Origin of the sequence: Crossiella sp. S99.2, from assembly GCF_023094165.1 — a bacterium.
In the GTDB taxonomy this organism is placed as follows: domain Bacteria; phylum Actinomycetota; class Actinomycetes; order Mycobacteriales; family Pseudonocardiaceae; genus Crossiella.
Map to the genome: position 1 here is coordinate 326,610 of NZ_JALMDK010000009.1, position 14,389 is coordinate 340,998.

The 14,389-nt window shown below is 70.3% G+C and carries 9 protein-coding genes; 5 read left to right on the forward strand and 4 right to left on the reverse strand.

From position 1 onward, the window contains the following. Window positions 1–298 precede the first annotated feature (298 nt). On the forward strand, window positions 299–4,297 hold the full coding sequence (locus MZC64_RS32205; protein ID WP_247760487.1) for a discoidin domain-containing protein: 3,999 nt from the start codon (window positions 299–301) through the stop codon (window positions 4,295–4,297). 68 nt (window positions 4,298–4,365) lie between these two features. Here the strand turns inward: MZC64_RS32205 and MZC64_RS32210 are convergent, their stop codons facing one another. Then, complete coding sequence (locus MZC64_RS32210) at window positions 4,366–5,232, reverse strand: LysR family transcriptional regulator (RefSeq protein WP_247760486.1); 867 nt, start codon at window positions 5,230–5,232, stop codon at window positions 4,366–4,368. Window positions 5,233–5,365: 133 nt separating this feature from the next. Here MZC64_RS32210 and MZC64_RS32215 point away from each other — a divergent pair, with 133 nt between their 5' ends. Further along, window positions 5,366–6,331, forward strand: a complete 966-nt coding sequence (locus MZC64_RS32215; protein ID WP_247760485.1) for an SMP-30/gluconolactonase/LRE family protein — start codon at window positions 5,366–5,368, stop codon at window positions 6,329–6,331. Between the two features lie 15 nt (window positions 6,332–6,346). Then, window positions 6,347–8,122: an amidohydrolase gene (locus tag MZC64_RS32220; protein WP_308301090.1), complete on the forward strand. Its 1,776-nt coding sequence runs from the start codon at window positions 6,347–6,349 to the stop codon at window positions 8,120–8,122. Window positions 8,123–8,296: 174 nt separating this feature from the next. On the opposite strand, the gene asnB is transcribed toward MZC64_RS32220, so the two are convergent. Then, entirely contained in the window at window positions 8,297–10,138 is a 1,842-nt protein-coding gene (asnB, locus tag MZC64_RS32225; protein ID WP_247760484.1) for an asparagine synthase (glutamine-hydrolyzing), read from the reverse strand. A 113-nt stretch (window positions 10,139–10,251) separates the two neighbouring features. On the opposite strand from asnB, the gene MZC64_RS32230 reads away from it, so the two are divergent. Beyond that, window positions 10,252–10,737, forward strand: a complete 486-nt coding sequence (locus MZC64_RS32230) for a MarR family winged helix-turn-helix transcriptional regulator (protein ID WP_247760483.1) — start codon at window positions 10,252–10,254, stop codon at window positions 10,735–10,737. 66 nt (window positions 10,738–10,803) lie between these two features. Here MZC64_RS32230 and MZC64_RS32235 read toward each other — a convergent pair whose 3' ends face one another. Further along, window positions 10,804–11,487: a FadR/GntR family transcriptional regulator gene (locus tag MZC64_RS32235; protein ID WP_247760482.1), complete on the reverse strand. Its 684-nt coding sequence runs from the start codon at window positions 11,485–11,487 to the stop codon at window positions 10,804–10,806. Window positions 11,488–11,637: 150 nt separating this feature from the next. On the opposite strand from MZC64_RS32235, the gene MZC64_RS32240 reads away from it, so the two are divergent. Beyond that, on the forward strand, window positions 11,638–12,981 hold the full coding sequence (locus MZC64_RS32240) for an MFS transporter (RefSeq protein ID WP_247760481.1): 1,344 nt from the start codon (window positions 11,638–11,640) through the stop codon (window positions 12,979–12,981). Between the two features lie 43 nt (window positions 12,982–13,024). On the opposite strand, the gene MZC64_RS32245 is transcribed toward MZC64_RS32240, so the two are convergent. Further along, entirely contained in the window at window positions 13,025–14,389 is a 1,365-nt protein-coding gene (locus MZC64_RS32245; RefSeq protein WP_247760480.1) for a mycothione reductase, read from the reverse strand.

Genomic DNA, 14,389 nt, shown 5'->3' on the forward strand with positions numbered 1-14,389 from the left:
GCTTGGCCGCAGTCTGGCCAGCTTGATCACGGTTGTACACCAGCGGCGGGGCGGCCGTTCGCGCACACCGCGGGCACCCCCGCTGCTCCATTCGGCGGTTTGCTGTCACGTTCCAGAACCAAGCCCCGCCGAGCCGTTGACGCGGCCGTAGCCCGTCTGTAACTCTTGCCTCCCGCCGCGCAAAAATCTGACATTGCACCGGTAATTCCGTACAGAGTCCCGTGAATTCCTGCGCAACGCCGCGCATGACCTCCTCCCTGGCTGCCCTGCCGTGGGGATGAGAAACAAGAGGACCGCAATGAGAGTGCAGCGCTCCCTGTCCCGACCCGTCGCCTTCCTAGCCACGTTGTGCCTGGTCATCCTGGGTGGTCCCGTAGTGGCCACCGCCGCCCCCGCAACGGATCTCGCGGTCCGGCAGCCGGTGGCGGCCAGCAGCGCCGAGGCCGCGCACACCGCCCGCGCCCTCACCGACGGCGACCAGGGCACCTACTGGCAGAGCGCGGGCGCCGCGCTCCCGCAGTGGGCCCAGGTGGACCTCGGCGGTGCGTCGGTGATCGACCAGGTCAAGCTGAAACTGCCCGCGGGCTGGGCGAAACGCACCCAGCGACTGGCCGTGCAGGGCAGCAGGGACGGGGTCGGCTTCGACACCCTGCTCACCTCCCGGGCGCACACCTTCGACCCGGCCGCCGGCAACACGGTGAGCATCGACCTGCCCGCGACCACCACCCGCTACCTGCGCCTGGAGGTCAGCGCGAACTCCGGCGACCGGGCCGCGCAGCTGGCCGAGGTCGAGGTCCGCCGGGCCACACCGTCCACAGTGGACATCGCAGCGGCGGCCACCTTCACCGCGAGCAGCCAGAACCAGAACTACACCGCGGCCAACGCGGGCGACGGTAATCCGGGCAGCTACTGGGAAAGCGTCAACAACGCCTTCCCACAATGGATCCAGGCCGATCTGGGCGCCTCGATCAGCGTCAACCGGCTGGTGCTCAAGCTCCCGGCGAACTGGGAGACCCGCGCGCAGACCCTCACCGTGCGCGGCAGCGAGAACGGCGACACCTTCACCGAACTGCTCGCCGGCCGGGCGCACACCTTCAGCCCGCAGGCACAGAACACGGTGACCATCACCTTCAACGCCACCACCACCCGGTACCTGCGGCTGGAGATCACCGCGAACACCGCCTGGCCCGCCGCGCAGCTGGCCGAGTTCGAGATCTACGGCCCCACCACCGGCGACACCCAGGCCCCCACCGCGCCCGGCGGGCTCGCGCACACCCAGCCCGGCGTGGACCAGATCCGGCTGACCTGGACCGCGGCCACCGACAACGTGGGCGTCACCGGCTACGACATCTACGCCAACAACACCCTGCGCAGCAGCGTGGCCGGGAACGTGCTGACCTACACCGACACCCAGCCGGTGAACGCGACCGTCACCTACCACGTGCGGGCGCGCGACGCCGCCGGCAACGCCTCACCCAACAGCAACACGGTCACCCGCACCGGCTCGGACGCGGGCACCAACCTGGCCCAGGGCAAGCCGATCACCGCCTCCTCGCACGTGCACACCTTCGTCGCGGGCAACGCCAACGACAACGACGTGCGCACCTACTGGGAGGGCGGCGCCGGCTACCCGAACACACTCACCGTGTCGTTGGGCGCCAACGCCGACCTCAGCTCGGTGGTGCTCAAGCTCGACCCCAGCACCGCCTGGGGCCGCCGCACCCAGACCCTGGAAGTCCTTGGCCGGGACCAAAGTGGCGGTGCGTTCACCTCGCTCGCCGCCTCCGCTCAGCACGTCTTCGACCCCGCAGCCGGCAACACGGTGACCATCGGGGCCCGCGGCCGGGCCGCGGACATCCAGCTCCGCTTCACCGGCAACACCGGCGCGCCCGCCGGTCAGGTGGCCGAATTCCAGGTGCTCGGCGTGCCCGCGCCGAACCCGAACCTGACCGTCACCGGCAGCTCCTGGACCCCGGCCACCCCGGTGGAAACCGATCCGGTGCGCCTGAGCGCCACCGTGCGCAACGCGGGCAGCGCCGCCGCGGGCGCCACCAGCGTCGGCTTCTACCTGGGCGACACCAAGGTCGGCACCGCCGCCGTGGGCGCACTGGCCGCGGGGGCGAGCAGCACCGTCACCGCCGACCTCGGTCCGCGCGACGCGGGCAGCTACCCGGTGACCGCCAAGGTCGACGAGGACAACAAGGTCCTCGAACAGAACGAGACCGACAACAGCCACACCAACGCCAGCCACCTAGTAGTGAACCCGGTGTCCAGCTCGGACCTGGTCGCCGCCGCGGTGAGCTGGACCCCGAACAACCCGTCCCCCGGCGCCGCGGTGAACTTCGCGGTGTCCATCCGCAACCAGGGCAGCATCGCCTCGGCCGCGGGCGCGCACGGCATCACGCTGAACGTGCTGGACGCCAACGGGACCGTGGTGCGCACGCTCACCGGCACGCACAACGGCGTCATCACCCCGGACAGCACCACCGCCCCGGTGAACCTGGGCAGCTGGCCGTCCGCGGCCGGACGGCACTCGGTCCGGGTCGTGCTCGCCGATGACGCGAACGAGCTGCCGGTCAAGCGCGCCAACAACACCAGCACCCAGGCCCTGTTCGTCGGCCGCGGCGCGAACATGCCGTATGACATGTATGAGGCCGAGGACGCGGTCACCGGCGGCGGCGCGTCCGTGGTCGGCCCGAACCGCACCATCGGCGACCTCGCCGGCGAGGCATCCGGCCGCCGCGCGGTCACCCTCAACAGCACCGGCAGCTTCGTCGAGTTCACCACCAGGGCCGCCACCAACACCCTGGTGACTCGCTTCTCCATCCCGGACTCCGCCGGTGGTGGCGGTATCGACGCCACGCTCAACGTCTACGTCAACGGCCAGCCACACCAGCCGCTGAACCTGACCTCCAAGTACTCCTGGCTCTACGGCGCGGAGGCCAGCCCCGGCAACTCGCCGGGCGCGGGCGCGCCCCGGCACATCTACGACGAGGCGCACCTCAAGCTCAGCGGCACCATCCCGGCCGGCAGCAAGATCAGGCTGCAGAAGGACAGCGGCAACAGCACCAACTACGCGATCGACTTCATCAACACCGAGCAGGTCGCGCCGATCGCCAACCCGGACCCGGCCAAGTACACCGTGCCCACCGGGTTTGGCCACCAGGACGTGCAGAACGCGCTGGACAAGGTCCGGATGGACACCACAGGGAATCTCGTCGGGGTGTACCTGCCCGCCGGTGACTACCAGACCAGCAGCAAGTTCCAGGTCTACGGCAAGGCGGTCAAGGTCACCGGCGCCGGACCCTGGTTCACCAGGTTCCACGCACCCTCCACTCAGGACAACACCGATATCGGCTTCCGCGCCGAGGGCACCGCGGGCGGCTCCTCCTTCGCCAACTTCGCCTACCTCGGCAACTACACCTCGCGGATCGACGGTCCCGGCAAGGTGTTCGACTTCAGCAATGTCGCCGACATCGTCATCGACAACATCTGGAACGAGCACATGGTGTGCCTGTACTGGGGCGCCAACACCGACCGGATCACCATCAAGAACTCCCGGATCCGGAACATGTTCGCCGACGCGATCAACATGACCAACGGCAGCACCGACAACCACGTGGTCAACAACGATTCCCGGGCCAGCGGCGACGACAGCTTCGCGTTGTTCTCCGCGATCGACGCCGGTGGCGCGGACATCAAGAACAACGTCTACGAGAACCTGACCTCCACGCTGACCTGGCGGGCGGCCGGCATCGCGGTCTACGGCGGCTACGACAACGTCTTCCGCAACATCTACGTGGCCGACACCCTCGTTTACTCCGGGATCACCATCTCCTCGCTGGACTTCGGCTATCCGATGAACGGGTTCGGGCCGGGACCGACGAAGTTCGAGAACATCTCCATCGTCCGGGCGGGCGGCCACTTCTGGAACGGCCAAACCTTCCCCGGCATCTGGGTGTTCTCCGCCTCCAAGGTCTTCCGCAACATCCGGGTGTCCGATGTGGACATCATCGACCCGACCTACAGCGGGATCATGTTCCAGACCAAGTACACCGGCAGCTCCCCGGAGAACCCGATCACCGACACGGTGTTCACCAACGTCTCCATCTCCGGGGCGCGCAAGAGCGGTGACGCCTTCGACGCCAAGTCCGGCTTCGCCCTGTGGGCCAACGAGCTGCCCGAACCCGGTCAGGGTCCGGCGGTCGGCTCGGTCACCTTCACCAACCTGCGGCTGTCCGGCAACCACACCGACATCCGCAACACCACCTCCACCTTCACCATCAACCGCAACTGAGCAACCCAGTCAAACGGGCGCGGCCGTGCGTACTCCGGCCGCGCCCGTTCTCCTGTGCGGCAACAACTTCAGCGCAACAGGGCGGTGAACACCGCGCGGATCCGGGGCAGGTTCTCCCGGCCGCGCCGGGTGGCCAGGTGGATCGAGTTGGTCACCGGCTTGGCCGGGTGGTGCAGCACAGTGAGCACGCCGGCGGCCAGGTCGTCCTCGACGAAGTACCGCGGCAGCACCGCGAGTCCGGCCCCGGCGCGCACCGCCGCGGCCACCGCGCGCACATCCGGCACGGTCAGCACCGGCGTGGGCGGGCGTTGTCCCCAGCACTCCCGGAAGTACCGGCGCGCCATCGGCATCTCCTCGGCGTACCCGGCGAAGGGCCTGCTGTCCCGCCGCGGGTCATACGGCGGCTCCCCGGCCCGGCCCACCAGCACGAACTCCTCGTCCACGAAGTGCACCAGGTACAGCTTGCGGGTGGGTGCGCCGCCGACCTGGGTGAGCACCGCGATGTCCAGCTCGTCCCGCAGCACCGCGGGCACCAGCTCGGCGGCCAGCCCGGTCCGGCAGCGCACCAGCAGCCCACTGGCCAGCACCGGCGGCAGCGCGGGCACCACCAGCGCGGCCAGCGCGTCATGCGGGGCGCCCAGGAACACCATCGCCGCCTGCCCGTCGCCGGCTGGGCGCAACGCGTCCACCGCGCGCTCCAGGGCGTCGATGTGGTCGGCGATCTCCGCTGCCAGGGCGTGCCCCGCCTCGGTGGGCTCGATGCCCCGACCGGCTTTCATGAACAGTGGCCGTCCCGCCACCGCCTCCACCGTGCGCAGGTGCTGCGAGACCGAGGGCTGGGACAGCGTCAGCGCGTCCGCGGCCTTGGACACCCCGCCGGTGCGGTAGACGGCGAGGAAGGAGCGCAGCGCCACAAGTTCGGCCCGGGTGGACATGGCAACAGCGTAGATGGGTGACCCGCGACACCATAGATTTTCTGATGGGTTGACCGACGCATCGAGATGGCCCGGCGGGTGCGGGGACGATTGACTCGGAGGCACAGAACTTCCTGTCCCCCAAGGAGATTCGATGCTTCGCCGGACCATCGCAGCCCTGCTTGTCGGTTCCCTGTCGATGCTCACGCCGACGGCCTCGGCCGCGCCACCGCGCAGTACCCTGACCGCCCTGCCCGGCAACGAGGTCTTCCCGGAGAGCATCGCGGTCGACCACCGCACCGGCGTCTACTACGTCGGCTCGGTCAAGGACGGCACCCTCTTCCGCGGCAAGGTCGGCAGCCCCGACGTCACCGTGTTCTCCCCGGCCGGCGCGGACGGCCGGACCATCGCCAACGGCCTGGCCCTGGACGGCGACCGGCTGATCGTGCTCGGCCGCCAGAGCGGCAAGGCGCACGTCTACGACACCCGGACCGCCCGCCTGGTGATCACCCTGCACAACGGTGAGGCCAGCACCTTCCTCAACGACCTCACCGTGCACCCCGGCGGCGGCTACTACGTCACCGACTCGATCAACCCGTGGCTGTACCGGATCCAGCGCACCGGCGACAGCTACCGGCTGGAGAAGTTCCTCGACTTCACCGGCACCCCGCTGACCTACACCACCGGCGCGGGCGCGGCCGGGATCAACGTCAACGGCATCGTGTCCACTTCGGACGGTCGCTACCTGATTGTCTCCAAGCGCAACGAGAACGCCCTCTACCGGATCACCCTGGCCACCAAGCAGGTAGTGAAGATCGCCACGCCGCCGGGCGCGCTGGAAACCCAGGACGGCCTGCACCTGACCGGCCGCACCCTCTACGCCGCGCAGAACCTGCCGCGCAACGTCGCCGTGCTGCACTTCGCCGCCGACTTCGCCTCGGCCGCCCTGACCGGCCACCTCAGCGACCCGAGTTTCCGCTTCCCGACCGGCGTCGCCCGGCACGGCAACCGGCTCCTGGTCGTCAACGCCCAGTTCGACTCCAAGGGCAGCCCCGCCGCCGTGACCGGCCCGAACCCGCCGGTCCTGCCCTTCGGCGTCACCACCCTGCCCCTCTCCTGAGCCGAGGAAACCCCTGTGTCCGAACACGAATTCACCCGCCGCCAAGCCCTCACCGCCGGACTCGGTGCGGCCGCGGCAGCCACCCTCGGCTCCGCCCCCGCCAACGCCCAGCCCGGCGCGACCGCGCTCGGCTCAGCCGCCACCGCGCCCCGCCCCACTCCCGATGCCCCCGCCGACCTGGTGCTGCACAACGGAAAAATCACCACCCTCGACCCGAACCACCCCCGCGCCACCGCCCTGGCCATCCGCGACGGCCGCATCCTGGCCGTCGGCGAGGACGCCACCACCCACCTCGGCCCGCACACCCGGGTGCTCGACCTCCGCGGCCGCCGGGTGGTGCCCGGCCTCAACGACTCGCACACCCACCTCACCCGCCAGGGCCTGAGCTACACCAACGAACTCTCCCTGGCCGGGGTCCGCTCGGTCACCGACGCGCTGCGCGTCCTGCGCGCCGAGGCGGCCCGCACCCCGGCGGGCCAGTGGATCCGGGTGGTCGGCGGGTTCAGCCAGTTCCAGTTCGCCGAGCAACGGCTGCCCACCCTGGCCGAACTCAACGCCGCCGTGCCGGACACCCCGGTGTTCCTGCTACACCTCTACGACCGCGCCCTGCTTAACCAGACCGCGCTGCGCGTGCTCGGCTTCGACAAGAACACCCCGGAACCACCCGGCTCGCAGATCCAACGCGACGCCGCGGGCAACCCGACCGGCCTGCTCATCGCCAAACCCAACGCCACCCTGCTCTACTCGACCCTGGCCAAGCTGTCCAAGCTCGACCCGGACAGCCAGTACCGCTCCACCCGCGCCTACCTGCGTCACCTCAACGCCCGCGGCGTGACCAGCGCGAACGACGCCGGCGGTGGCGGGCAACGGTTTCCCGAGGACTATTCGGTCATCGACCGGCTGCACGCCGAGCACAAACTCACCGTCCGGATCGGCTACCACGTCTTCACCCAGCAGCCCGGCGGCGAACTCGCCGACTACCAGCGGATGGCCACACTCACCCACCCCGGCGCGGGCGACGACTTCCTGCGAATGATCGGCGCCGGCGAGCTGCTCGTCTACTCCGCCGGCGACTACGAGACCTTCTTCCAGCCCCGCCCCGACCTGCCGGTGACCATGGAATCCGACCTGGCCAAGGTCCTGGAGTTCCTGGCCGGGCAACGCTGGCCGTTCCGGCTGCACGCCACCTACGACGAGTCGATCAGCCGGTTCCTGGACGTCATCGAACGCGTGCACACCCCCGGCACCAGGTTCGTCCTGGACCACGCCGAGACCATCTCGCCACGCAACATCGACCGGGTGGCCGCGCTCGGCGGCGGCATCGCCATCCAGCACCGGCTGGCCTTCCAGGGCGAGGCGTTCGCCCAGCGCTACGGACCCGCCGCCACCCGGAACGCGTTGCCGGTCAACCGGATGCTGCGGGCCGGGATTCCGGTCGGCCTCGGCACCGACGCCACCAGGGTGGCCAGCGACAACGTCTGGCAGGCCCTGCACTGGCTGCACACCGGCCGCACCGTCGGCGGCCACACCGTGCTCGGCCCCGACTCCCGGCTCTCTCGCGAGGAAGCCCTGCGCAGGCTGACCGTGGGCAGCGCCTGGTTCAACGGCGAACAGCAGGTCAAGGGCAGCCTCGCCCCCGGCAAGTTCGCCGACCTCGCGGTGCTGTCCGAGGACTACCTCACCGTGCCAGCGCCGCGCATCCCGGCGATCACCTCGGTGCTCACCGTGGTGGGCGGCCGGATCGTCTACGGCGCGGCCGAACACGCCGCCTTCGACCCGGGTCCGGGCTGACTCCCAGCAACGGCGGCCAGATCGCCTGGCTGCTCCCGGTCTCCCTCGCCCGGACCGGCTTCCGGGCCGCGACCCTGCTCGGCCGCACCCCCGCCCACCCGACGAGTTGGCCCAACTCGTACGCCACGTTGGCCCAACCGGGCGTACGAGTTGGCCCAAGTCGGCGTGCGGTAGCTACACCGCCAGCCGGACGTCGTAGTCCAGGATCCACCGGTTCAGGCCCAGCAGTGATTCCACTGTGCGCCGGGTCGCCGAGTCCGAGCCCACCGCGTTCAGCGGCGAGTCGAGGAGCTGCTGGATGTCCTTGCGTGGCACCAGTTCGCACACCGGCGCGGCCGAATCGGTGAGCACCGTGGCCAGCTCCTCGCGCAGCGCCTTCTCATACCCGGCGTCCTGGGTGGAGGGGTACGGGCTCTTCTTGCGCTGCACCACCGACTGCGGCAGCACGTCCGCGGTGGCCGCGCGCAGCAGGCTCTTCTCCTTGCCGTCGAAGGTCTTCATCGCCCACGGCGCGTTGAACACGTACTGCACCAGGCGGTGATCGCAGAAGGGCACCCGCACCTCAAGCCCGACCGCCATGCTCATCCGGTCCTTGCGGTCCAGCAGGATGTTCACGAACCGGGTCAGGTTCAGGTAGCTCAGCTCCCGCATCCGCGCTTCCAGGCCGGTTTCCCCGGCCAGTCGCGGCACCTCGGTCAGGGCCTCCTGGTAGCGCTGTTGCACGTAGTCGCGTAGCTGAAGCCGTTGCGCCAGCCCGGAATAGACCGATTCGGTCTGGCTGTGCGCCCGCGCGGCGATCCACGGGAAGGTGCCGCCGTTGACCGCGGCGGGGTCGTGGAACCACTTGTAGCCGCCGAAGACCTCATCCGCGGACTCCCCGGACAGCGCCACCGTCGACCGGCCGCGGATCGCCTGGAACAGCAGGTACAGCGAGAAGTCCATCTCGCCCATGCCGGTGGGCAGATCGCGGGCGTGCAGGGCGGCCGCGCGCACCGCCGGGTCCATCAGATCGTCGTTGTCCAGCACGATGTTGGTGTGGTCGGCGGCCACGTGCGCGGCCACCTCGGCCACGAACGGCGCGTCCGGGCTGTCCCGGAAGGCGTCGGCGTGGAAGTTGTCGGTGTATCCGGCGAAATCGATCGAGAACGAGCGCACCGGCCCGGCGCCCTGCGCGGTCAACGCCTTGGCGGCCAAGGCGGTCAGCGCGCTGGAGTCCAGGCCGCCGGAGAGCAGCGTGCACAGCGGCACATCCGCGATGAGCTGCCGCTCGACGATGTCCTCCAGCAACTCGCGCACGGTGCCGACGGTGGTGTCCAGGTCGTCGGTGTGCTCGGTGGCCTCCAGCTGCCAGTACCGGGACTTGCCGATTCCCTTGCGGGACACCGTGACCACCGACCCCGGCCGCACCTCGAACAGGCCGCGCAGGATGCCCAGCTCAGGGGTCTTGACGAAGGCGAGCGCCTCGCGCAGCCCATCCGCGTCCAGCACCGCCTCGGCCAGGGGATTGGCCAGGATGGCCTTGGGTTCGGAGCCGAAGAGCACGCCGTCGGCGGTGGGGTAGTAGTAGAGCGGCTTGATGCCCATCCGGTCCCGTACCAGCAGCAACTCCTCGCTGCGCGCGTCCCAGATCGCGAAGGCGTACATGCCGTTGAGCCGGTCGACCAGCGCCGGGCCCCATTCCAGGTAGGCGGTGAGCACCACCTCGGTGTCGCTGGCGGTGCGGAAGTGGTGGCCGCGGCGCTGGAGTTCGGCGCGCAGTTCGCGGAAGTTGTAGACCTCGCCGCTGTAGCTGAGCACCGCGGCGGTGCGGCCGTCCTGTTCGGCCACCATCGGCTGGCGGCCGCCTTCGAGGTCGATGATGGCCAGCCTGCGCTGGCCGATCGCGGCGTGCCGATCCAGCCAGAGGCCGGAGTCATCGGGGCCGCGGCAGGCCATGGTCTCGGTCATCGCGGCGGCGGTGTCCTGCTCCTGGGTCAGGTCGCGCTGGTAGCCGACCCAGCCGGCGATTCCACACATGAGATCCCCCTTCATCGCTGAAATTGGTGGGATGTCTCCGACGGTAAACCAGATGGTTGCGCCGCGCAACTGTCTGTCTGGTGTTCCGGACCTACAGGTGGAAGGGTGGTTTCGTGACGAACCGGGCCGAACCGACGACACCGGACAGCGCGCTGACCACCGCGCTGGAACACGAGCTGACCGTGTTCACCCGCAAGGCCTTCTGGCGGTTCTGGACCACCAGGTATCCCGAGGTCGTAGGCCTGGATCAGACCACGTACCCGTACCTCGCGGTGATCACCGCGCGCCCCGAGCTGACCGTGGGCGAGCTGTCCCGGATGTTCAACGTGGACAAGTCCACGGCCAGTCGGCATGTGGCCAAGCTCACCGGCGGTGGTCTGGTCCGGGTGGTGGACAACCCGCCGAACGCGCGCACCCAGCCGCTGCAGGTCACCGATGAGGGCAGGCGCCGGGTCGCCATCGTGCAGGCCGACCGCGCCGCCTGGCTGCACGGTGTGCTGGCCGACTGGCCCGAACAGGACCAGCGCGATCTGGCCCGCCTGGTCGCCCGGCTCAACGCCGATCTGGACGCCCGCGAGGCCCGCCTGCGCACCCGGTAGGCCCGAATCGCCCCCTCGGTGACCCGGCCCCGTCCCGGACCCGGATCGCCGAAGGGGCGCTCAACCTCAGTGCTCGGCAGAACCGAGGGTGGAGAGCAGTTCCTCGATGAAGCCGCCCGCCTCGCGGGCCGCCCGGTCGGGGTCCCGGTCCCGGACCGCCGCCAGCAGGTCCTGGTGGGAGATGTGCCGGTCGCTCTCGGCCTCGGAATCAACCGTGGTCGCGACGCTGGCCTTCACCGCCTCGGTGAACCCGCGGTACAGCTCGGTGAGCACCGGGTTCTGCGAGCATTCGACGAGCATCAGGTGGAAGGCGGTGTCGGTGACCACCATCCGATCCCATTCCCCGGCGGCCAGCGCCGCATCGCGTTCGGCCAGGGCCTCGGTCAGCCTGCGCAGGTCTTCCTCGCTGCGGCGGACCGCCGCCAGCCGAGCGCCCTCGACCTCCAGGGCGTGCCGCACCTCCAGCACATCGCGGAGTTCGGCGTCGCACAGCCTGCGCACCGCGCCCGACAGTTCACTGGTCGCGCGCACGAACGTGCCGTCGCCCTGCCGCACCTCCAGCAATCCCGCGTGCGCCAGCGCCCGGACCGCCTCCCGGACGGTGTTCCTGCCCACGCCCAGCGCCGTCACAAGCTCGGGCTCGGCGGGAATCCGCCGCCCGATCGGCCATTCGCCGCTGGTCACCAGCGTGCGCATCTGGTCGATCACCTGCTCGACGAGGCCGGTGCGTCGGGTAGTGGCCAACGGCACAGTCTCATCCTTTCATCCGGACATCCCATGTTTGCCTATAGTACTTGCGTGACCGTGACGCCGACCCTCCCTGACGACATCCGGTCAACGGATCAGACTGCCAGCTCCGACCGCTCTCGTGCAGCTACGGTCGTCGGCGGCAGCCTGCTGTTGATTGTCGGAATCGTGCTCGCCGCGCTGAACCTCCGTCCCGCCGTGACCAGCCTCGCCGCCGTGCTGGCGGAGGTGCGTGATTCTCTGGGCGTCTCGGCAGTCTGGGTCAGCGCGGTCACGGCTGTGCCTACGGTGTGTTTCGGTTTCGCCGGTCTCGTCGCGCCAACGCTTGCGCGGCGATTCGGCGCCCTCCGCGTGGTCGGTTTCGCCCTTGCCCTGCTCGGCCTGGGACTCGCGTTGCGGGTGCTGGACGGACCAGCGGTGCTGCTCGGCGGCACGCTCGCCGCCTGCTCCTCGATCGCGGTGGCCAACGTGCTGATCCCGGTGGTCGTCAAGGAGTCCTTCCCCGGCCGCCTCGGTTTTGTCATGGGCGTCTACAGCGCCGCGCTCTCCGCCGGTGGCGCCGCCGCCGCTGCCTTCACCGCCCCACTGGAACGCTGGGTCGGCGGCTGGCGGCTCGCGGTCGGCCTGTGGGCTGGCCTCGCGGTGATCGCGGTGATCGTCTGGGCGGTGGCCCGCCGCCGCGCCCAGCCCCTGGAACAGGCCGCCCTGGCCCACGACGCCGAGGAACAGGCAGCCCAGGCCACCGCCCCGGCCGCCGCCGCGACCCCGGACGTCATCGCCCCGGCCACCATCGCCCGCCCCACTGACTCCCCGGCCGTCGCGGCCACGTCCGCGACTGTCCAGGCCGCCACCGACCAGGCCGCTCCCGCCCCGGCGGCCGCCGCCCCGGCCGCCGCGTCCACCACCGCGGCCGCCGGGCGCACCACCAGCCTGTTCCGCAACCCGCTGGCCTGGGCCGTCACCGGCTTCTTCGGCATCCAGTCGCTGGTCGCCTACACCTGGATGGGCTGGCTGCCCGAGATCCTGCGCGATGTCGCCGGCGTCGACCCGACCACCGCCGGCGTCATGCTCGGCGCGCTGATGGTCATCGGCGTGCCCGCCGCGCTGATCATCCCGCCGCTGGTCACCCGCCGCCGCGCGCAGTCCGGCTGGGCGGTCGCGATGACCGCGACCTCGCTGCTCGGTGTGCTGGGCCTGCTGTTGCTGCCCACACTGTCCCCGGTGCTGTGGGTGGTGCTGCTCGGCGTCGGCATGGGCGGACTGTTCCCGCTCGCGCTGACCTTCATCACGCTGCGCTCGCGCACCGTGGCCGACACCGCCGAGCTGTCCGCGATGGCGCAGAGCCTGGGCTACCTGATCGCCGCGATCGGCCCGTTCGGCGTCGGCATGCTGCACGGCTGGACCGGCGGCTGGACCGCCTCGCTGCTGCTGGTCCTGCTCGCCATGACCATCCAGCTGCTGATCGGCTACCTGGCCGGCCGCCCCCGCTACGTCTGAGCCCACCCGCGACCGCGGCGCACGCGGTCGCGGGTGGCCCGGCTCAGATCTTGAGCAGCGCGTTCTCGATCAGCTCCGGCATGGCCGGGTGGATCCAGTACTGCCCGCGCGCCATGGTCCGCGCGTCCAGCCCGAAGTGCATGGCCTGGATCAGCGGCTGGATCAGCGTGGAGGCCTGCGGGCCGATGATGTGCGCGCCCAGCAGCTGCCCGGTGACCGGGTCCGCGATCAGCTTGCAGAACCCGGTGGTGTCCTCCATCGCCCAGCCGTAGGCGATGCCCGCGTACTCCTGGGTGACCGCCACGTGCGCCAGCCCGGCCGCCTTGGCCTGGTCCTCGGTCAGCCCGACCGAGGCCACCTGCGGCGAGGAGAACACCGCGTGCGGCACGAACCGGTGATCGGTGGTCCGCGGCGACTCCGGGTGCAGCAGGTTGTGCTGGACGATCTTCGCCTCGTGGTTGGCCACGTGCTTGAGCTGGTGCGGCGAGCTGACATCGCCGAGGGCGAAGATGCCCTCGACCTCGGTGCGCTGGTGCTGGTCCACCACGATCCGGCCGTCCGCGTGCGTGCGCACCCCGGTCGCCTCGACCTCCAGCAGCTGCGCGTTCGGGATCCGCCCGGCCGCCACCAGCAGCTCCTCGGCCTCCACCACCTCGGCGCCCTCGGGACCCTCCAGGTGCAGCCGGACCACGCCGTCCACCCGCTCCGCGCGCAGTGCCTTGCGGTTGAGCCGCACGTCCCAGCGCTGGCTGACCAGCTCGGTGAACCGCGCGGACACGTCGGCGTCCTCGGCCCGCAGCAGTGCCCCGGACCGGTTGACCACGGTCACCTGCACGCCGAAGGAGCTGAACACGTGCGCGAACTCGGTGGCCACGAACCCACCGCCGAGGATCACCATCCGTGCCGGCAGCTCTGCCAGCCGCATCACGGTCTCGTTGGTGTGGTAGCCGACCTCGTCGATCCCGGCCACCGACGGCACCACCGGACGGCTGCCCGCCGCGATGACGAAGCGGTCCGCGGTGATCGTCACCCCGGTGCCGGTGTCCAGCTGCTTGGGCCCGGTGAACTTCGCCTCGCCGCTGTAGACGGTGACGTTGGGGCACTCCTGCGCGCGATAGCGCTGACCACCGGCCGCGATCGGGTCGATCCGGCCGAAGACGCGATCGCGCACCTCGGCCCAGCGCACGCCGTGCAGTTCGAGGTCCACGCCCAGCTTGGCCGCGGCCTTCGGGCTGCTGGCGAGTTCGGCGGGGTGCACGAACATCTTGGTCGGGATGCATCCGACGTTGAGGCAGGTGCCGCCGAAGACGCCCTTCTCCACGATCGCGATGTTCCAGTCGTCGAACCGCTCGTCGATGATCGAGTTGCCCGAGCCGCTGCCGATGATGACCAGGTCGTAATGAGGCAC